Raw genomic sequence first — 18,685 nt, forward strand, 5'->3', positions numbered from 1 at the left:
CATGAAGACGACCTCAGGATGATCGTAGAACTTTTCGAGCTTGTGGTAGAGGAACTCCGCGGTTTTAACGGTGTAGTCCAGCTTCCTACCACAGACCTGGCAGTGGGCGTACTCGAACTCGAGGTCGAGCCTGTCAGGATGACCTTGGATAGCCTTCGTCGGGCATATGTCGTTGCACTCGTAGTTACACTCCCTGCAGAGCTCAGGATGGAAGGAGATGACCTTCTTACCGTTGTCTATAACGAATATCGCGTTGTGTGGACACACCTGGGCACAGAGGGCGCAGCCTATGCAGGCGTCGGCTTTGAGACCCCCCTCCTTTTTTATGTCTCCTATTGGGGTCTTACCCTCCCCTCCAGCTGGTTCATTGATACGCTTGAGCATTCTCCCACCCCAAAAGGGATAAAAAGAGGGGGCTCAGATGCCGAGCTCCTTCCTCTTCTTCATTATGTGGTCGTACATCAGCTTCGCTGCCTTGTACGGGTCGGGCTCCACTATGAAGGCCGCTCCAACGATATCGTAGAGATCCTGCGTGAGGATCTTCACCACCTTTGGACCGCCGAGAACCGGCGGAACTATGCCGAGGTGCGTGGTGATTCCGCTGGCCACGAAGTAGGTTCCTATTGAGACCGCCTTCTCGGTCATGGCCTCGGGGGCGGAGCCCACCACTGGTAATGCCGAGATGGGGACGTTCAGATCCCTCGCTATGAGGTCAGCTAAAACCAGCATCCTCGTGCAGTCAACGCACGAACCCATGTTGAGGGCGGGAGGAATGCCCCACTCCTTGGCGAACTCCCTCAGGCCGGGCCCGACGTTCTCGGTGTCAACGTACTCTGGCAGGAAAATACCGTACTTCATCGCCGCTGTTGCCCAGCAACCGGTTCCTATGAGGAGAACGTCCCTCTTCATCAGCTCGTTGGCTATCTTTATGTGGTTGTGGTCCTGCTTTATCTTGGGATTGTTGCATCCGACCAAGCCGGCGACGCCCTTTATCTTGCCCTCGACTATCGCCTCCTCCAGGGGCTTGAGGGAGCCTCCAAAGTGCTTGAGTATTGCCTCGACGCTGAAGCCGACGTATCCGGCCATCTTCTCCTTCGGTATCTCGACCCTCTGCTTCGATCTGTTCGGGAAGTTCTCGACGGCAGTCCTGACTATCTCCCTGGCTATCTCATCCGCTCTCCTTTCGTCGAACTTGATGTGTATGGCTCCAGGAAACGTTGCCAGCGGGCTGGTGTCTATTATCTTGGTGTGGAAGCACCTGGCCACGTCAACCGTCGCTGGCATTATACACTGCACGTCAACTACCATGGCCTCAACTGCGCCGGTAACTATGGCCATCTCCTGCTGGAGGAAGTTGCCGGCTATGGGTATGCCGTGCCTCATGAGAACCTCAAGACCGGTACAGCACATTCCAACGACGTTTATTCCCTTGGCACCGAGTTTCTCGGCGAGTTCAAACAATTCGGGGGTCCTGAGCCGCCTCGACTATCTTCTCAGACAAAACCGGCTCGTGGCCGTGGACGACTATGTTGACGTAGTCCTCCTTCAGAACCCCAAGGTTAGCCTCGGCCTTTATAACCTGTGGCGTTCCGAAGAGTATGTCCTGGAGCTCAGTCGCTATTAAAGAACCACCCCAAGCATCGCCGAGGGAAGTCTTCAGACCGTGGAGGAGTATGCTAACTGGGTCGTGATCTGTTCCTATGTGTGTCCTGTGGAGGCTCTCCACTATCTCCCTATCTATGCTCCGCGGCAGAATACCGTTCTCGAACCAGGGCATGCCGGCCTTTTCGGGGGCCTTCTCGAATATCTCGTAGGTCTCGGGGTTGAGATAGGCCTTGAGGAAGGCCAGCGCCTCCTCATCCTGCTTTCCGAAATCATGGAGCGCCACTTCGGCAACTTCCCTAGCAAGCTCCCTTATGGTCTTGCCCTCGGTCTCGATTCCGAGTCTCTTGGCAACCGCTTTAAGCTTCTCAACGTCCCTGACTTGGTAAGGCAGAACGTTCGAGGCCATGTTATCCAGCTCAAGAACGGGCTTTCCTTCCTTCTTGAACTTCTCGGCCATCTCAGCCGCTATGAGCAGGGTTAAAGCCACGTGCCGCCCGTGGTCGCTGTGGGCAGCAGCACCGGCCGCTATCATCCTGAGGAGGTTCCTGGCGACGATAGTGTCTGCATCGGCACCGCAGACGCCTCTTTTTGGCTCACCCCCGAAGGGGTTGATCCTGCACGGCCCCATCATACAGTTCCTGCAGCAGACTCCAAGGAGGCCGTAACCGCACTGCGGCTGCTGCTTCTCAAGCCTATCCCAGACGGTTTCAATTCCCATCTCCTGGGCCCGTTCGTACATCTGCTGGGTGGTACTATCGATGGAGACTTCCTTATACTTCTTCATTTCGACTCCCCCTCATTAATTCGAATAATTTCGGCCTGGAAAGACCTAAAGAGGTCCCAACCGTTGTATTCCTCCTTATACGTGCCTTCTTTTAGCCTGATTATCCTCTCGGCCGTTTCCTTTCTGACTTTGGAGACTACCTCATCAATAGTGCCGAACTGGAGCGCCCCGGTCTTGCACGCCTCAACGCACGCTGGAAGTTTTCCTTCGGCCCTTCTGTCGGGACACAGGTCGCACTTGAACATCACACCGTTGAGGACTTCGAACTCGGGAATACCAAACGGACAGACGATGGCACACATCTTGCAGCCGATGCACTTTTCAGGGGTTATCATAACCGCCCCGTCTTCGTCGTGATAGAGCGCACCGGTGGGGCATACCTCAACACAGGGTGCGCCATCGCAGTGCCGGCAGTTCATGGGTACGTTGTAGGCTCCATGGGAAGAATGTGTATCCTCGGCAGGGGCAGCGGATCCTCAAAGATCGCCGAGAAGAGGTCCTTGCTCTGGGAGTGTTCCACTGCACACGCTATCTCACACTGCCGACAGCCAATGCACTTCGCTGGATTTATGAAAATAGTAGGCTTTGAATCGGTGGGCATAGGAAATCACCATTATGTATGTAATAGAACTGATATAAAGTCCTTTCTGTTTTAAAGGTAAACTTCAGGAGATATTTTTATTTTGGACAAATATCCTCAAGAAATGTAAACTCACGCACACATCAAAATGACCAACCAGTCACAAGAGTTGACCACTCAAACGTATAAGACCCAAAGAGTATATCTCTCGTGGACAGAAAAGTACACTTTACAAAAAACATACTATAGTTCATATTTTTGTATATTTATGAATTTTTAAGCTCATTAATGTGGTTTTAAGTTCGAACATAAAGGCATTTATACATTTAAACTCGAACAGTTGAAGGTGGAGTTGATGACGAAACCCATTAACCCGGAAGATGAGGGGAGAAGGAGGAAACTCTTTGAAATTGCCGATGGGCTCAGGGAACGAACCAAAAAACAGGTTCCGGAGGAGGGTTTTAGGGTTGTCATAACCGGTAAGGGGGGAGTTGGAAAAACAACGATGACAGCTCTTCTAGCGAGGCTTCTCGCAAGGAGTGGCTACCGTGTTCTGGCCGTTGATGAGGATCCCCAGATGAACCTTGCACACGCTCTCGGCGTTCCAAAGGGGATAAGGGCCAAAATAGTTCCACTCAACAAGAACCTTGACTACATAGAAGAGAAGACCGGTGCAAGACCAGGGACCAACTGGGGCCTGTACTTCTCGCTCACTCCAGATGTCAGGGACGTCGTTGACCGTTTCGGCGTAGTTGGCCCCGACGGTGTCATGCTCCTCATCATGGGCAGTGTCGTTCAGGCAGCAGCAGGTTGTCTCTGTCCTGAGAATGCCCTCCTCGATGCCGTTATTAAATACACCAACCTGAGGAAAGGCGAGGTAATTCTGATGGACACACAGGCAGGACTGGAGCATTTCGGAAGGGCTCTGGCGAGGGGGTTTAAACAGGCCGTGGTCCTAACCGAGCCAACCTATAACTCCGTTCAGGTGGCGGTTGATGCGGCCAAACTGGCGAGGCAGCTGGGGGTGGAGTACATTCACCTAGTAATCAATAAGGTGAAAAAGAACGCCCAAGTGAAGAAGGTTGAGAGCATCCTGAACAAGCTCGGCTTCAACGATTTCACAACGAGGACCATCATACCCTACGACGAGATTGTTGAGGAATACGACCCTGAAATTGAAGCAATCCTCGGGAATCCAGAGTCCACGACATATCAAAAGGCCATCGAGCTCAAGGAGATCCTCCTGAGGTACTCCGGGTAGCAGGTCTCCACTGCTTTTTATAACTTACAACACATTCAAATATTCAAACAGGTGGCGTTGCACTACAGATGGGAGGTTCTTGCACTCCCGGAAGGTCTTTCTCCACGAGGGAACTTCCTACTATCCAATATAATTTGGTGAATTACTTATTCTTCTTTTCACATATTGAAACACCAGGACCCAGTTTGAGTCATGTTTTTGACGGAAGAAAGTTTTTTAAGGTTTAATTACATACCTTTTTTGCAGTATTTGGGTATAAATTGAAGGGGAGGTAAAACTTGCGCTTTGCAATAGGACTATACCCCGAGGAGGAACCCTTCAAGATTCCCTTCAACCACCAGCACAAGCTCCAGGGCTTGATTTACAGGAGGATTCAGAGGGCGGATCCCGAACTCAGCATTACCCTCCACCGCCCGAAGGTTCCGAAGCTCTTCACGTTCTCACTCTTCATGGCGGAGAAGAGAAGGACGCTTAAGGGAAAGCCCTACTTCATCGGGAGCGGTGCCGGCTTCTTCTACTTCTCAACGCCCGTTCCGGAGATAGCGGAGGCGTTTATAGGCGGCCTTCTCCAAGAGCCGGAGGTGGAGCTCTGGGGCGAGAGGTTTATCGCTGAGGAGGTGAAAGCTTTAGCAGAGCCGGAAAAGCTAAACGGAAAAAAGTTCATCACACTCTCGCCGGTTGCCGTGACGACCTTAAAGCCCCAGTTCGGGAAGCTCAAGCACTACGATTTGAGCCCTAGTGAGAGGGAGTTTTACGAAAACCTGAAGGAGAACCTCATGGAGAAGTACACCCTCCTGCACGGCAAAAAGCCCCCGGAGGACTTTGAGCTCAAGGTGCTAAACGCCAAGTCAAAGCGCCTCCAGGTGAAGCCCGGGATTTACCAGATCGCCTGGCACCTCGTGTTTAAGGCCTACGGGGATGAGGAGCTTTTGAGGGTCGGCTATCAGGCCGGCTTCGGGGAGAAGAACTCCCTGGGATTCGGGATGGTGAAGGTTGATGGGAGGAGAAGAAAGAAGGTTTAAGCAAGTAACCGGCTTTACTCCATATGCTTTCCAAAAGGAAGCCATTGAGTACCTCATGGATGGCTATTCCTTAATTGTTAGAGCACCCACCGGAGCAGGAAAAAGTGAGATGGTATTGGTTCCATTTGTTTTTGAGATAAATGAAAGTCTACCCTCTCAACTTATCTATTCCCTGCCAAATCGAACTCTTGTTGAAAGCTTGGGCAATAGAGCTAAACACTATGCATCCTTTAAAAAGCTTAGAGTTGCTGTTCACCATGGAAAAAGAGTTGAAAGCAGGCTTTTTGAAGAGGACATAATTATTACGACAATTGACCAAGCGGCGGGAGCTTATTTAAGCGTGCCCTTAAGCATGCCAAAGAAATGGGGAAACATCTTCGTTGGTGGTGTAGCATCTTCAATGCTTGTGTTTGACGAAATCCATACCTTACACCCGGAGAAAGGGCTGTTGACGTCGATAGCAATGAGCCTTGAGAGTTCGAAACTGGGATTTCCATTTGTCATGATGTCTGCAACTCTTCCAGAGAGTTTTATGATGAAAGTTAAGGAGATGGCTGAGAAGAAAGGTGGAAGAGTAGAAATAATTAATGTAAAAAATGAAAAGGAAATTGCCTCAAGAAAGGCTCGTAAAGTGTGTCTAAATACTGAGCCTCTACGTTCTAAAACATCGTTAACTGCTAAGGAAGTTTTGAGGCATCTGGAGGACACAACAAACATGCTGGTAGTTGTTAATACCGTAAGAAAAGCCCAAGATCTTTATCTTGGCCTCAAGGACAAGGTGGACATCCCTGTGCTGTTGCTTCATTCGAGGTTTTTGGAGGAGGACAGACAGGGCAGAGAAAGAGCAGTATTGGAAATCTTTGGAAAGAAGCAAAAAGAGGGAATCTTGATTGCCACGCAGGTAATTGAAGTTGGGATGGATATATCTTCATCAAAGTTGTTAACGGAGGTATCTCCTGTTGATTCCCTCATTCAGAGAGCAGGTAGAGTAGCAAGGTGGGGAGGTAAAGGTGAGGTTGTAATCTATGATGTTAAAAATCATGCTCCTTATTTTAAAGAACTCGTTAAATCTACCATCGATGCTTTAAAGGGTGTTGAACTACTTGATTGGCAAACAGAGATAGAACTTGTTGAGAAAGTTCTCTCAAAACCATTTGAGGGCTATCTAGACCCGTACAAATTTTACGAGAGGCTAGGAGGCCTTGCAAGGGCAGTTTATGAAGGCAAAAAATCCTACGTTGAAGAGAACGTTAGGGAGGCGTATTCAGTTGATATTGCCATTTATGATGAGGTAAGTAATCTGAATCCTGACGACGCCTGGAAGCTCAAGCGCCTTAGGATTGATTTTAGAGTTCTTAAAGGCAAATTTGACCAAATCATGGAAGCGGGGGGAGAAATTTACAGAGTAGAAGAGAACTTTATCATCGATGAGTATGAAAGTAAATACACCCTTGTTCCTATCTCTAATAAGGATGAGATAATGCCATTTGAGTTCTATATCATAACGGGCATTAGCTATTCACCTAGGCTGGGACTGCTCTTTGATGATAGTGGTGACATCAAAAAGTTTGAGTTCGAGGAGAAAGACAATGCGACCAATGTAATGGGAGAGAGCAGAATGAAAAAGGAAAGCTGGGTAGAACACTCAAGAAAAACCCTTGAGTTCTTAAGAACATATATGCTTCCACGCTACGACTATCCAATTGGAGCATTTGCCAAGTATTTTGGCATTTCTAAGAAAGAGCTAATTAACTGGATAGAGCTGAGTGTCGCTTTGCACGATCTTGGAAAGTTGAACATATACTGGCAGAAAAAAGCCAGCTGGAGATCCGGAGAAGAGCCAATAGCCCACGGATTTGATAAGAAAGGCAAGTTACCGCCACATGCAACGGTCTCGGCTAAGGCGCTTGAAAGATACTTAGGGGAATACTTTGAAGACCGGGGACTTGCTAAGGTGTTCTACCTTGCTATAGCCCATCACCACTCTCCTTGGTCTTCAAAGTTCCAGAAGTTCGAATTAATTCCCAATGTGGCGGATTACATTTTGCAAGTTTGTCCTCTAAAAGATATTGAAACCTCTATCATTCACAGTCATCCAGCCGGTTCTTTAGGATTCAACTATCTGAATGTTGCTGAGGAGAATGAATATTACCGGCTTTATGGGTTAGTTTCAAAGCTTCTCCGCATCTCTGATAGACTGGCTACAGGTGGTGAGTCGTATGAATCGATATTTAGTTCCTAAGACTGGATGGCAGTTTCTTGACTTAGCTAAGGCCTATGGACTTGGCATAGTAATCCATACACTGTCCAAAGAAGCAATCATTGCTGATAGGGGGAGCTATTATGAGATACGGAGCAAGAATGAGCCAGACTTTTCAGAGCTTCCAAAAATTAGAGGTTACTTAGGAGAAGATATTGATGAATGGGGCCATATCTTAACCACTCTTGGTAGCAGAGCCAGGGAAGGAGTCAAAAAAGCAATGAAAGAATTTCTAACAGATGAAAATAGGATAATGCGGATTTTCGAGCATAAGCTTGATGAGAAAACAGTTTCAGTTGATAATTTCAACGGAAAATCAGTTACACTTCCCCAATCCCTTGAACTTGGGGCAAGTAAAGGCATTAGAAAAGCAGTTCTTAGCTCATACTCGGAGAGTCAAGTAAAGATACCTGCTGAAGAGTTCTATCTCGCTGTATTGGGGGCAATAAATATCTCTGTCTGGAAAGGTTCAAAGGACTATTTGGTAGCTGGTTATCCTCTTCCATTGGACACCAGAGTTGAGGACGTTTATACGATAAAACACAGGCTGAAGGAATCAGTCAAAGGCTTCCATAGAGCAGGCTATTTCTCCACAGTCGCGAGAATTGCAGTTAGGCTCGTAAAAGAAGAAAAAGAGCTAATGCGTGGCGGTTCTTTTCTACCCAAAATTGGAGGAATCCTCTATGGTGTCATGATGAGGACCGGGAATCAACCTAAGCCCTTTACCTCTGGTCTATTTCCGTTGGATTCTCTCCACTCCCTTGTTGAGACGCTCGAAGGTGAGGAGGCCATTGACAAGTGGATTGAGATTCTGGATAGGACTTCCTACATCAAGGGCTACGAAGACATTGCCATGGCGTTATCTAAGTTCATAGCTGAACCAACTTTGGAGAACTACTACCCCTACATCCGGCTTCACTTGAGAAACGAGTTGAGGTCAAACTCAATAAAATTCGGTTCTTATGACGCGGATTCCCTTTTGGAGGTGTTGAAGAATGTCGAAGTTAGCTGAGCTGTTTGAGAACGAGGCAGTCAAGGACTTTGGAGTAGCACTTAGAAAAGCCCTGAGAATCTGGGAAGACTACTCCTCTCTAGTCGAACTGGAATATGCCGAAACCAATGAGCAGTTCGCAGAAGTGATAAAGCGCTTCCTCAGGAGGTATGAAACTCTGGCAAAGAAAGGCTACAAAGGTAAGCAACTGAAAAGGCCGAAGGAAGAGAGCCTTGTTGAACTAATGAAGTTAGTGGATAAACACGGCGTCAAGCTTGTTCGTTCTGCACTCATAAGCTATGCCCTTGTTAAAGGAGGTGAGGAGAATGAGTGAAGAAAAAGTAAAGGTTTTTGAGATAGCCATACTCGGTAGGGCCCTTTGGGAGCTCCACAGCCTCAATAACGAGGGGAACGTCGGAAACGTCGTTGAGCCAAGAAGCGTCAAGATAATAGACCCGAACACCGGAAAAGCAGTAACTACCGACGGTATCTCAGGGGAAATGCTTAAGCACATACACGCCGAGATGATGTGGATACTGGACAACAAGAATAATCTATGTGATGCCTGCAAAATACAACATCCAGAGAGGTTTAACTATGTCATAAAAACTAATTCAAGGGTGAAGAATAGCATTAATAGACCGGGGGATGCAATATCACAAGCCCTAAACACCTGTGATATATGTGATATCCACGGATTCATGATTACTGAAAAAGTCACTGTATCCAGAAAGTCTACCGTTGAATTTGGCTGGGCTTTGGGGATACCCGAAGTGTATCGGGACATACATCTCCACGCTAGACACTCTACACAGACACAAGCAATAGAAGAAGTACTGGAGCCAGGACAATGGAACGAGCACAAATGTTCAGTTAAAGGATGTGACACCGATCCAAATGAAAGTAGACTGCTCAAGATAAATGGGAAATGGTATTGTGAAGCTCATGCTCCTACTGCCCAGATGATATATCACAGGCCAACAAGAACTGGAGAATATGCAATAGTTACAGTATTCCAGCCATGGAGGATATGTCTTAATGAAGCAAAACAGGATGTATACAGTTATGAATGTGGGGATAACAAAGGGGGTAGTAGTAGGAGATTAGAAAGATACAAACTTGCCCTGAGGGCATACCAGCTCATGTTTTTAAGGCCAAAAGGAGCCATGACAACAACACGATTACCTCATACAGTTAATTTTAAGGGTGTGATAGTGTACTCTACAGAGCCTATTCCTGTGCCAGTGATTTCCCCACTTAAAGATAAATATAAGGAGGAAATTAAAGCCATAGCACAGAGTTTTAAAAATGGTGATAATGAACCGATCAAGGTCGTTGAATTTAACAGTCTTTCAGAGTTTGTTAAAAAACTCAACAATCTGCTGAACGCAGAACCCTATGAAATGAACTTCAATCCAAAATGAAAGAATAGGAGGGATATCCCTGTGACCAAGTGGCTCAAACTGGTCATCCACTTTCCTTCTTTTTATTCATATAGGATACCAGAGTATTCCTCACAGTATGCACTAGCGTTACCTATAATTGCCCCCTCCACAATAAAGCTAGCAATAATCTCAACAGCAATAAGGATAAGCGGAAAAGTTGAAGAGGGTAAGCGAATTTTTAACTACATTAAAGATGCCAAGGTGGGGGTCAAACCTCCTGAAAAAATTGTAATTAACAGTGTTTTCATTAAAAGACTGAAGAAGAAAGATGGGATATCTATTAGTGCCGAAGGAATTGGAAAGATAATAAAAACAAATAAAGATTTGATTATTAAAGCAGATTCAGACGTCCCTGTGTTTAAAATTGGAGGAAAATCTCCAATGGGGTATTATATCCCAGGGAAATTAGAAGTCAACATTAAAAGCCAGAATATTATAGTTTCCAACTTAATCATATGGAATAAAGACGTGAAGATCATAAAAGATGGTTCTGAAGGGTTTATGTCACTAAAGCTAACAAAAAACGAAACAGAAATGTTATCAAAAGAAGAAAAGGAGCGCAAGAAAAGAGAACTTAATGAACTAAAGAAGAAACTTGAGGACATGCATAAAGAAAAGCTAGAAGCATTTCTCTTTCTTAATAAAGAGAAGTTCAAAGAGCAAGTACTGCACAGCTCAGAAGAATTTACCATCTATATCCTTTCTCGGAACTCCGAAAAGTTCACAATAATAGAGCCAAGAGGCAAAAGAGAGTTTATCTTTCAAAGTGCATCTACGTTAGCCTCAGGATTTCAAGAAAGCTTTGGTGTTAGGGAATATGTCCACTTCTCTGGAGACGTAGAGGTTTACCTGGGACTGCCAGATGACGTTCCGGGGGAAATAAAGCACTACGCAAGGCACATAAGATACTTCGGTACGAGTGATTCATTGGCATACGTGAAAAGCGCTGAATGCGTTAACGAGCCTCCCCAAGGAATAGTATTCCCAGTTGTGATCTCTGAGGTTCCACCAGACTCATACATCTACCCTGTGAAGGATTTTTCATCAAAGGCCACCTTTGAGCAGATCAACCCCTATTCCTCAAAAAATCTTGGAAGGCCATATAAGACTAAATACTACGCACTAAGACTCTCCAAAAGGCCAATAGATGGCAGCAATTGGAAGGTTCTTTTCATTTCTTAAATTTTACACGCTTGCTGGAGTATGAAGGTGATTACGAATGAAACTGCAATCAGCGTTACAAGTTTTTCGTTACAAACAAATTCGTAATAAACTGTCCGGCTGGAGGTTCGCCCGTGCCCGATGAATACCCCCTCACCCACCTCCTCATCACCGGCACCGAGATAAACTACCTCTTCATCTGCCCCACAAAGTTATGGTACTCCGCCCACGGGGTCACCATGGAACAGGAGAGCGAATGGGTCGACCTCGGTCGGTTCCTCCACGAGCGGCGCTACGGCAACGAGGAGAAGGAAGTTCAAATCGGTTCGATAAAGATAGACTTCGTGAGGAGGGGCGGCATCATAGAGGTGCATGAGGTCAAGCTCGGCAGGAGCATGGAGAGGGCCCACGAGATGCAGGCCCTCTACTACCTTTACTACCTCAAAAGGCTCGGGATAACGGCGAAAGCGGTTCTCAACTACCCGAAGCTCAGGGAGACGAAGGAGCTAACGCTGGATGGGAGGGAGAGGGAGGTTGAAGACGCCATCCGGGAAGTGGAACGCATCAAATCACTCCCGGCTCCGCCGGAGCCCGTGAAAGCCGGAAAGTGCAGGAAGTGCGCATATTATGAGCTGTGCTGGGTGTGATGTGGTATGAGGAAGAGAAAAACCCTCAAACTTGGAAAGGCTCTCTCACCCGAAGACATAGAGAGGATCATTGAAGAAACCCTTGATGAGGAGATCGAGGGGATAATATCCGTATCCAATAGATCCTCTATCAAAAATCTCAAAAACAAAAACGGTGGGAAAGCATGAGAAAGCGCTCCATAACCCTCCTTTCGGATGGAACGCTCTTCCGTAAAGAAAACACCCTCTACTTCGAGAACGCCCGGGGGAGGAAGCCCCTCGTGATAGAGGGCATATACGACATCTACGTCTACGGCCACGTTAGCATAAGCTCTCAGGCGCTCCATTTCCTCGCCCAGAAGGGCGTAGCGGTTCACTTCTTCAACCACTACGGCCACTACGATGGGAGCTTTTACCCGAGGGAGAGCCTCCATTCCGGGGATCTGGTGATAAAGCAGGTGGAGCACTATCTGGACTCTGAGGGGAGGCTCACCCTTGCGAAGCTCTTCGTCCTCGGAGGAGCGAGGAACATGGAGCGCAATCTAAAGCGCTGGAAGGTCGGGGAGGGCTTTTCCGAGCTCCTCGGTGAGCTGCTGGGCGAGCTGGAGGATGCGAGGAGGATAAGCGAGGTCATGAACGTCGAGGCGAGGATAAGGCAGGAATATTACGCCCTGTGGGATGAGCACCTCCCCGAAGGCTTTAAAATAGTGAAGCGCACGCGCAGACCGCCGGGGAACGAGATGAACGCGCTCATAAGCTTCCTCAACTCAAGGCTCTATGCCACCATCGTGAGCGAGCTCTACAACACCCAGCTCGTCCCGACAGTTAGCTACCTCCATGAGCCGGGCAAAAGGCGATTTTCTTTGGCGCTTGATTTAAGCGAGATATTCAAGCCAATCATAGCCGACAGGATATCGAACCGCCTGGTGAAGCAGGGCATAATTAAAAAAGAGCATTTCAGGGGAGATTTGAAGGGCGTCCTCCTCACGGAAGAGGGCATGAAAACGGTCATAAACACCTACAATGATGAGATGAGGAAGAGCGTGAGGCATCCTAACCTCAAAAAGAACGTCACCAAGCAGCGTCTGATAAGGCTTGAGGCCTACAAGCTCATCAAGCACCTTGTTGGGGTAGGAGAGTACGAGCCGCTGGTGGCATGGTTTTAGTAGTTATACTTTTATATTTTTCTTTTGAGAGCTTTGCTCCCGGCGAGGAGGAGGTTAAATTAATTGATCTTCCGGGATCCGAAACCAGAGTGGATGGTGGTTTAAATTGTTCCAGTTCCCGGAAGCTTGGTGAATAATTCCTTCTTGGATTGGGAGAGGTATAAATTTGCCTGAAAATTTGTGCGAAAATTCGAGCAAATCTTGTGATTCATCACTTTTTTCTCTTCTCTCCCCTTCATCTTCATTTCATCACATGGTGAAACAGCGTCAGAAATTGACGCTGATATATAGAGCATTGGAAAAGTGTATTTTTCGGGATGAATTTCGGGACGAATTTCGGAATTCACTATACCAGTACATACTGCCATTAATCTTCCACTGATTGAAAACTTTATGGTTTCAATTCTCCTAGAGTCTTATTGCAACTACGGAGGTTATGAAGACCTGTCAAGCTACTATGACGTTTCAATTCTCCTAGAGTCTTATTGCAACGAGTACGGGCACGTTGAACGCTTTATAGAAGCACACAAGTTTCAATTCTCCTAGAGTCTTATTGCAACATGAGAACCAGGGAGAAGGATACACGAGAACTTGGAGTTTCAATTCTCCTAGAGTCTTATTGCAACGCAGTAAGCAGCAACAGGAGGAGGAAGCTAACACAGAGTTTCAATTCTCCTAGAGTCTTATTGCAACCCATTTTTCTACCTCCTTCTTCTTTGCCCTTCAGCGAGTTTCAATTCTCCTAGAGTCTTATTGCAACCTCCTGATAGAGCCCTGCTATTGTCAAAAAGGCGTTGTTTCAATTCTCCTAGAGTCTTATTGCAACCCTTGAGCTGATTTTTGACGACGACGAACACCGCATGTTTCAATTCTCCTAGAGTCTTATTGCAACCCTGCATGGGGTGCAACGCCGGCTGTTATCCTTCTCTCGTTTCAATTCTCCTAGAGTCTTATTGCAACCGGCAATGTACTGTGATGCAGTCCCAGAATCTACAGAGTTTCAATTCTCCTAGAGTCTTATTGCAACTTTTTGTATTGTTATTTCTAGTTTCACCCTCTTTTTCAGTTTCAATTCTCCTAGAGTCTTATTGCAACGTGGTGTATATTTGGCCGGGTTTTCCGGTGTTTGGGGTGTTTCAATTCTCCTAGAGTCTTATTGCAACGCATAGACGAGGTAGTAGTAGTTCTTTGCGAGGAACAGTTTCAATTCTCCTAGAGTCTTATTGCAACCGCTCTCGCTAAAGAACCCGTGTTTGTCCTGCTTGAGGTTTCAATTCTCCTAGAGTCTTATTGCAACAGGACATCGCCAACAAAACCGCTCTCGTCATCATCACGTTTCAATTCTCCTAGAGTCTTATTGCAACATGTGGAGCTCATCTACATGAAGAACATCGAGAAAGAGTTTCAATTCTCCTAGAGTCTTATTGCAACAGAAAGTTATACAAAATTTTTGCAAAGTGTTCTTTCGTTTCAATTCTCCTAGAGTCTTATTGCAACTTCTGAGTTGTTCTCGATGTCATAGACAGAGAGTTTGTTTCAATTCTCCTAGAGTCTTATTGCAACATTATCTGAGAATCCGTTCCATTGTAAACATATATCTCGTTTCAATTCTCCTAGAGTCTTATTGCAACCTGAGATTGTTTTTACAGTGAGATAGTCAAACTGTTCGTTTCAATTCTCCTAGAGTCTTATTGCAACAGGGCGGTTTTTGCCTCTCCCAGCCCATTAATAGTGTATGGGGGGTTTGTTTTTATAAGGTTTTCTTTGGAGGGGGTATTTAGAAGGTTCTTGAGGGCTCTATTTGGAGGGTTTATCAGGTTTATTTTTAGATTCGGGAAATAGATATGGCTATTTTTAATTGCGTTCATTCTTTGCCGGCGGCTTCCCAGAATCTATAGGCGTTCTATTTTTCCAAATCTCTTGGCATACTGCTGTAATACATCAAATCCTTGGTTTTATCAGGTTGTGGATGGTTTGGGGATAGGGGACATTGTATTCTCCTGTTTCGAAAAAATTTCGTTATATTATTGTTTAAAATATATAACAAAAGAGCATATATTGAATCGGGAGGATTTGGCCCTCCCCTGTGTTAACATTGTAGCGTTTCCGAGAAGGAGCCCTGTATGGGTTTATCTGATTGAATCTGGGCGTCTGAGCGTGATATGGTGCTACCACAAATCCTAAAAGGTCTCGGTTATCATAGGCTTGGGGGATAGGATGTACGTCGTTATAGTCTATGACGTCGGTGTTAAGCGCGTCAACAACGTCAAGAAGTTCCTCCGCCAGCACCTTCACTGGATTCAGAACAGCGTTTTTGAGGGAGAAGTGACGGGAGCTGAATTTGAGCGCATTAAGGGCGGATTGATGGATATAATCGACGAGGATGAGGACTCTGTGGTAGTGTACAGGCTACGCTCGATGCCGGAGAGAGAAGTCCTGGGCACTGAGAAAAATCCTTTGGAATATGTCCTCTGAGCTTTTCGACACGGTCGTCTTCCGCCATCTGAGTTGTGGTTTAAAGTCCAGAAGATTACTTTGAAGTATTATATAGCACTTCGATGAACATCTTTTCGTTGAGGTAAGATTATAAACATTGTTTCAAACGGTCATCGGTGAGCATCATGGCGCTGAGTGACAGGCTTGAACTGGTTAACCCTTCTGAGATTAGAAAGCTCTTTGACCTTGCCCAGGGCATTGAAGGCCTCATTTCCCTCGGGATAGGTGAACCCGATTTTGATACACCTGAACACATCAAGGAGTATGCGAAGGAGGCACTTGATAAGGGCATGACCCATTACGGTCCAAACGCAGGTTTGCCCATGCTCCGTGAGGCGGTTTCAAGGAAGCTCATGGAACAGAACGGGATAGAGGCTGACCCGGGAACGGAGATTATGATCCTGACCGGCGCAAACCAGGCGTTTCTTATGGGTCTATCCACGTTTCTGAAGGATGGGGAGGAAGTTCTCATCCCCGGGCCGATGTTCGTCAGCTACGCCCCGGCGGTAGTCCTTGCAGGAGGGAAGCCGGTTGAGGTTCCGACCTACGAGGAAAATGAGTTTAGGTTGAGCATCGACGACCTCGAAAAGCACGTGACCGGGAGAACCAGGGCGCTTATCATAAACACTCCCAACAACCCGACGGGTGCGGTTCTCACCAAGAAGGACCTTGAAGAGATAGCTGATTTCGCCATCGAGCATGACCTAATAGTCTTCAGCGATGAGGTCTACGAGCACTTCGTTTATGATGGTGTTAGAAACCACAGTATAGCTTCTCTCAACGGCATGTTTGAGCACACCGTGACGATCAATGGCTTCTCCAAGACCTTCGCCATGACCGGCTGGCGCCTTGGCTTCGTCGCGGCCCCCTCGTGGATAATTGAGAGGATGACCCGCTTCCAGATGTACAACTCAACCTGTCCGGTCACGTTCGTTCAGTATGCGGCAGCTAAAGGACTTGAGGATGGGAGGAGCTGGAAGGCCGTCGAGGAGATGAGAAAGGAGTACGACAGGAGGAGGAACCTCGTCTGGAAGCGCCTCAACGGGATGGGACTTCCAACGGTCAAGCCCAGGGGAGCATTCTACATCTTCCCACGCATCAGGGACACCGGTCTGAGCGACCATGAGTTCAGCGAGCTCATATTGAAGGAGGCGAGGGTTGCCGTCGTTCCGGGTTCGGCGTTCGGAAAGGCCGGCGAGGGTTACATAAGGATAAGCTACGCGACGGCCTATGAGAAGCTGGAAGAGGCAATGGACAGGATGGAGAAGGTGCTGAGGGAGAAGAAGCTCGTTTAGAGCCTGAGAAGCTCAACGTTTCTGACCTTTTTCTCCTTTTCGTCGAACTCAATGACCGCATAGTACCCCCTGAAGAGGGGGCCTGGGTTCACCACAACTGTTTCTCCGATCCTGTCTTCTCCCTTCCCCTCATGTATGTGGCCGCAGACAACGAGGGGCGGTTTGTGTTCTTCTATGAACCTTCTGAGCGCCTTGCTCCCAACGTGTCTGCCGAGGTGGACCCTGTCGGCAATGGTTCCGTAAGGAGGAACGTGTGAGAGGATTACATCGCCCGGCCGGTAGTTCCTTTCAAGTACCCCCCGAATCTCGTCCTCCGTCAGCTCCCATACCGTGTGGAATGGTGTTTGGTTGGAGCCACCGATTCCAATTACACCGAGACCGTTGATATCGACGCGCTTTCCGTGAACACCGATTCCAAGTCCATCGAGTAGTTCGGGAACATCCCTGCCGTCGCAGTTACCATGAACCGTCAGTAATGGGAATCCCAGGTTCCTCAGGGGGTGGAGGATATCCTTTGCCTGTTCGGCCCCGCCGAAATGGGTCAGGTCTCCGGCTATCAGAAGTGCATCGACCTCCAACCCGGCCAGGGTCTTGGTGAGCTTGCGGACCTTCTCCAATTTCCCGTGTACGTCGGTTACCACCACAAGCCTCACGTTATCACCCCCTTCTCATGAGGTAGGGGAGTATCTCCCCGTAAGAGTCGCTCCAGTCCACGATCCCGACGCGCCGTCTGACACCTGCTTGGAGTAGGGACAGTACTTCGTTCAGAACCTCCTCAGGTCTCCTATCCGTGGTATTTACCTCAAGCACGTTCTTGTTCTCCTCAACGGCCTCGATGAGGATCACGTCCACGAACTCTGCCTCGACGTTCTCCGCCAGTTTCTTTGGTGGATAACCCCTCAGCTTCAGTCTCTCGGCCACAGCCCTTGGATGGAGCCGCAGGACGATCACGATATCCGCGGGTATGAAATGGCTGAGGTGCCCGTCGATCACAACGTTTTTTCCCCTGAACTCATCGGATGCGAGACGTGCGAGTTCGTCCACGTCTATCTCGATCTCGTCCCCAGCTTTCTCACCAATGCCTTTTTCCAGAGCGAAGTCTCTGACACTTACGTATTCGTACCCCAACTTTGCGGCCAGGAGCTTTGAAAGTGTTGTCTTGCCAACACCGGGTGTTCCGGTTACCGCTATTATCATGGAACTCCCCCGTTCTACAAGGAGTCCTGGGTTTATAGCCCTTTGTTAGTTGATCGTCGAAATTAAGTTTGGCAGATAGCGAAAACCTTTTAAAGTTTGGACTACCTATATAGGGCAGGTGACCGTAATGGAGAGGATTAAATCTCAGGGCAGGCTTCTCAGGAAGAAGCTCCACGTTGTAAAGGAGCAGAAGAAACTCCTAATGCTTGAGGAGGCGAGGCTTGTAAGGCTGGCCCGCCAGAAGGGCGCCACCGTTAAACAGCTCGCAAAAGTCAAGGAAGAGAAGGCACGTTTAATGTTTGAGGAAGCGAAACTCGTAAGGGTTCTCAAACAGAACGGCTACCCGTCGATTTGAGGGTGGTTTCCTTTTCTTCAGTTTTCGTGAACCTTCGAACGTTAAAAACCTGTGAAGAAAAGAATCAGAAGACGCTAAGTTTGTCCTCGAGTACCATCTTCTGTATCTTGGTTATGTCCCCAAGCCACGCGTCCGCTATCTCATAGGCCGGCTTCTGGATGGTCTCAAGGTTGTGGCCCTTCTTAGGGATGACCTGGACGCTCGCGACGAGCGGCTCGTCAATGGGCTTGCCTATCTGGCTCAGGATTCTGACGTAGACCTCTTCCACTCCTTCGACCTGCTCGGCTATGTCGTTGGCTATGAGCATAGAGAGGAGGTTGTATACCTTACCAACGTGGCTGACCGGGTTCTTTCCGGCGGCCGCCTCCATGCTCATGTGCCTGTTGGGAGCGATGAGTCCGTTGACGCGGTTGCCCCTTCCGACGCTACCATCATCCCCTG

At 47.7% G+C, this 18,685-nt stretch carries 21 protein-coding genes and 1 CRISPR repeat array; of the genes, 13 read left to right on the plus strand and 8 right to left on the minus strand.

The genetic code is table 11. The annotated features are described in order from the left end of the window. The 5 genes from MVK60_RS04480 to MVK60_RS11225 all read right to left on the minus strand — a co-directional run. On the minus strand, nt 1–384 hold a 384-nt coding region (locus tag MVK60_RS04480; RefSeq protein WP_297436890.1), incomplete at its 3' end, for an NADH-quinone oxidoreductase subunit I. Between the two features lie 33 nt (nt 385–417). After that, on the minus strand, nt 418–1,461 hold the full coding sequence (locus tag MVK60_RS04485) for a hypothetical protein (RefSeq protein ID WP_297436892.1): 1,044 nt from the start codon (nt 1,459–1,461) through the stop codon (nt 418–420). Beyond that, nucleotides 1,454–2,389 carry a hypothetical protein gene (locus MVK60_RS04490; protein WP_297436894.1) on the minus strand — a complete coding sequence of 312 codons (936 nt, stop codon included), beginning with the start codon at nt 2,387–2,389 and terminating at the stop codon, nt 1,454–1,456. The genes MVK60_RS04485 and MVK60_RS04490 overlap by 8 nt, the downstream gene beginning before the upstream one ends. Next, nucleotides 2,386–2,808, minus strand: a complete 423-nt coding sequence (locus tag MVK60_RS04495; RefSeq protein ID WP_367270841.1) for a 4Fe-4S dicluster domain-containing protein — start codon at nt 2,806–2,808, stop codon at nt 2,386–2,388. Before MVK60_RS04495 ends, MVK60_RS04490 begins: the two co-directional genes overlap by 4 nt. After that, on the minus strand, nt 2,805–2,990 hold the full coding sequence (locus MVK60_RS11225) for a 4Fe-4S binding protein (RefSeq protein ID WP_367270842.1): 186 nt from the start codon (nt 2,988–2,990) through the stop codon (nt 2,805–2,807). Before MVK60_RS11225 ends, MVK60_RS04495 begins: the two co-directional genes overlap by 4 nt. A 334-nt stretch (nt 2,991–3,324) precedes the next feature. On the opposite strand from MVK60_RS11225, the gene MVK60_RS04500 reads away from it, so the two are divergent. From MVK60_RS04500 to MVK60_RS04555, 12 genes are all read left to right on the plus strand, one after another. Beyond that, entirely contained in the window at nt 3,325–4,230 is a 906-nt protein-coding gene (locus MVK60_RS04500) for an AAA family ATPase (RefSeq protein ID WP_297436922.1), read from the plus strand. A 278-nt stretch (nt 4,231–4,508) separates the two neighbouring features. Further along, nucleotides 4,509–5,252, plus strand: a complete 744-nt coding sequence (gene cas6, locus MVK60_RS04505; protein WP_297436896.1) for a CRISPR-associated endoribonuclease Cas6 — start codon at nt 4,509–4,511, stop codon at nt 5,250–5,252. Continuing rightward, on the plus strand, nt 5,227–7,494 hold the full coding sequence (gene cas3 / locus MVK60_RS04510) for a CRISPR-associated helicase Cas3' (protein ID WP_297436898.1): 2,268 nt from the start codon (nt 5,227–5,229) through the stop codon (nt 7,492–7,494). Before cas6 ends, cas3 begins: the two co-directional genes overlap by 26 nt. Continuing rightward, nucleotides 7,472–8,524, plus strand: a complete 1,053-nt coding sequence (locus tag MVK60_RS04515) for a hypothetical protein (protein WP_297436900.1) — start codon at nt 7,472–7,474, stop codon at nt 8,522–8,524. The genes cas3 and MVK60_RS04515 overlap by 23 nt, the downstream gene beginning before the upstream one ends. Further along, a complete protein-coding gene (locus MVK60_RS04520; protein ID WP_297436902.1) occupies nt 8,508–8,837 on the plus strand; it encodes a hypothetical protein in 330 nt (109 codons plus the stop codon). Before MVK60_RS04515 ends, MVK60_RS04520 begins: the two co-directional genes overlap by 17 nt. Next, complete coding sequence (locus tag MVK60_RS04525) at nt 8,830–9,927, plus strand: DevR family CRISPR-associated autoregulator (protein WP_297436904.1); 1,098 nt, start codon at nt 8,830–8,832, stop codon at nt 9,925–9,927. The genes MVK60_RS04520 and MVK60_RS04525 overlap by 8 nt, the downstream gene beginning before the upstream one ends. A gap of 21 nt (nt 9,928–9,948) precedes the next feature. Further along, on the plus strand, nt 9,949–11,130 hold the full coding sequence (gene cas5 / locus MVK60_RS04530; protein ID WP_297436906.1) for a CRISPR-associated protein Cas5: 1,182 nt from the start codon (nt 9,949–9,951) through the stop codon (nt 11,128–11,130). A 113-nt stretch (nt 11,131–11,243) separates the two neighbouring features. Further along, nucleotides 11,244–11,756 carry a CRISPR-associated protein Cas4 gene (cas4, locus tag MVK60_RS04535; RefSeq protein WP_297436908.1) on the plus strand — a complete coding sequence of 171 codons (513 nt, stop codon included), beginning with the start codon at nt 11,244–11,246 and terminating at the stop codon, nt 11,754–11,756. A gap of 6 nt (nt 11,757–11,762) precedes the next feature. Further along, the gene (locus tag MVK60_RS04540) at nt 11,763–11,924 is read left to right on the plus strand and encodes a hypothetical protein (protein ID WP_297436910.1); all 162 of its coding nucleotides are present in this window, start codon (nt 11,763–11,765) and stop codon (nt 11,922–11,924) included. After that, nucleotides 11,921–12,901, plus strand: a complete 981-nt coding sequence (gene cas1b, locus MVK60_RS04545; protein ID WP_297436912.1) for a type I-B CRISPR-associated endonuclease Cas1b — start codon at nt 11,921–11,923, stop codon at nt 12,899–12,901. Before MVK60_RS04540 ends, cas1b begins: the two co-directional genes overlap by 4 nt. A gap of 396 nt (nt 12,902–13,297) precedes the next feature. Then, a CRISPR array of direct repeats spans nt 13,298–14,599; the repeat unit is 30 nt; unit sequence GTTTCAATTCTCCTAGAGTCTTATTGCAAC. Between the two features lie 519 nt (nt 14,600–15,118). Beyond that, nucleotides 15,119–15,376: a CRISPR-associated endonuclease Cas2 gene (gene cas2 / locus MVK60_RS04550; RefSeq protein WP_297436914.1), complete on the plus strand. Its 258-nt coding sequence runs from the start codon at nt 15,119–15,121 to the stop codon at nt 15,374–15,376. A gap of 146 nt (nt 15,377–15,522) precedes the next feature. Beyond that, nucleotides 15,523–16,692 carry a pyridoxal phosphate-dependent aminotransferase gene (locus MVK60_RS04555; protein WP_297436924.1) on the plus strand — a complete coding sequence of 390 codons (1,170 nt, stop codon included), beginning with the start codon at nt 15,523–15,525 and terminating at the stop codon, nt 16,690–16,692. Here the strand turns inward: MVK60_RS04555 and MVK60_RS04560 are convergent. Together MVK60_RS04560 and MVK60_RS04565 are read right to left on the minus strand one after the other, a co-directional pair. Beyond that, nucleotides 16,689–17,345: a metallophosphoesterase gene (locus MVK60_RS04560; protein ID WP_297436916.1), complete on the minus strand. Its 657-nt coding sequence runs from the start codon at nt 17,343–17,345 to the stop codon at nt 16,689–16,691. The two genes, MVK60_RS04555 and MVK60_RS04560, sit on opposite strands and share 4 nt — an antisense overlap. Nucleotides 17,346–17,349: 4 nt before the next feature. Beyond that, nucleotides 17,350–17,889, minus strand: a complete 540-nt coding sequence (locus tag MVK60_RS04565) for an adenylate kinase family protein (protein WP_297436918.1) — start codon at nt 17,887–17,889, stop codon at nt 17,350–17,352. Nucleotides 17,890–18,016: 127 nt separating this feature from the next. Here MVK60_RS04565 and MVK60_RS04570 point away from each other — a divergent pair, with 127 nt between their 5' ends. Then, the gene (locus tag MVK60_RS04570; RefSeq protein WP_297436925.1) at nt 18,017–18,244 is read left to right on the plus strand and encodes a hypothetical protein; all 228 of its coding nucleotides are present in this window, start codon (nt 18,017–18,019) and stop codon (nt 18,242–18,244) included. A gap of 64 nt (nt 18,245–18,308) precedes the next feature. On the opposite strand, the gene MVK60_RS04575 is transcribed toward MVK60_RS04570, so the two are convergent. Continuing rightward, nucleotides 18,309–18,685: methionine adenosyltransferase (locus MVK60_RS04575; RefSeq protein ID WP_297436920.1), on the minus strand; the 377-nt coding region annotated here is incomplete at its 5' end.

This window comes from Thermococcus sp. (assembly GCF_026988555.1).
GTDB lineage: Archaea > Methanobacteriota_B > Thermococci > Thermococcales > Thermococcaceae > Thermococcus.

Excerpts from the sequence above, each read along its gene's own strand:
- MVK60_RS04490 (WP_297436894.1), bottom strand. The coding sequence starts at position 2,389 with ATGAAGAAGTATAAGGAAGTCTCCATCGATAGTACCACCCAGCAGATG.
- MVK60_RS04495 (WP_367270841.1), bottom strand. The coding sequence starts at position 2,808 with ATGAACTGCCGGCACTGCGATGGCGCACCCTGTGTTGAGGTATGCCCC.
- MVK60_RS11225 (WP_367270842.1), bottom strand. The coding sequence starts at position 2,990 with ATGCCCACCGATTCAAAGCCTACTATTTTCATAAATCCAGCGAAGTGC.
- MVK60_RS04500 (WP_297436922.1), top strand. The coding sequence starts at position 3,325 with ATGACGAAACCCATTAACCCGGAAGATGAGGGGAGAAGGAGGAAACTC.
- cas3 (WP_297436898.1), top strand. The coding sequence starts at position 5,227 with ATGGGAGGAGAAGAAAGAAGGTTTAAGCAAGTAACCGGCTTTACTCCA.
- MVK60_RS04515 (WP_297436900.1), top strand. The coding sequence starts at position 7,472 with ATGAATCGATATTTAGTTCCTAAGACTGGATGGCAGTTTCTTGACTTA.
- MVK60_RS04520 (WP_297436902.1), top strand. The coding sequence starts at position 8,508 with ATGTCGAAGTTAGCTGAGCTGTTTGAGAACGAGGCAGTCAAGGACTTT.
- MVK60_RS04525 (WP_297436904.1), top strand. The coding sequence starts at position 8,830 with ATGAGTGAAGAAAAAGTAAAGGTTTTTGAGATAGCCATACTCGGTAGG.
- MVK60_RS04540 (WP_297436910.1), top strand. The coding sequence starts at position 11,763 with ATGAGGAAGAGAAAAACCCTCAAACTTGGAAAGGCTCTCTCACCCGAA.
- cas1b (WP_297436912.1), top strand. The coding sequence starts at position 11,921 with ATGAGAAAGCGCTCCATAACCCTCCTTTCGGATGGAACGCTCTTCCGT.
- cas2 (WP_297436914.1), top strand. The coding sequence starts at position 15,119 with ATGTACGTCGTTATAGTCTATGACGTCGGTGTTAAGCGCGTCAACAAC.
- MVK60_RS04555 (WP_297436924.1), top strand. The coding sequence starts at position 15,523 with ATGGCGCTGAGTGACAGGCTTGAACTGGTTAACCCTTCTGAGATTAGA.
- MVK60_RS04565 (WP_297436918.1), bottom strand. The coding sequence starts at position 17,889 with ATGATAATAGCGGTAACCGGAACACCCGGTGTTGGCAAGACAACACTT.
- MVK60_RS04570 (WP_297436925.1), top strand. The coding sequence starts at position 18,017 with ATGGAGAGGATTAAATCTCAGGGCAGGCTTCTCAGGAAGAAGCTCCAC.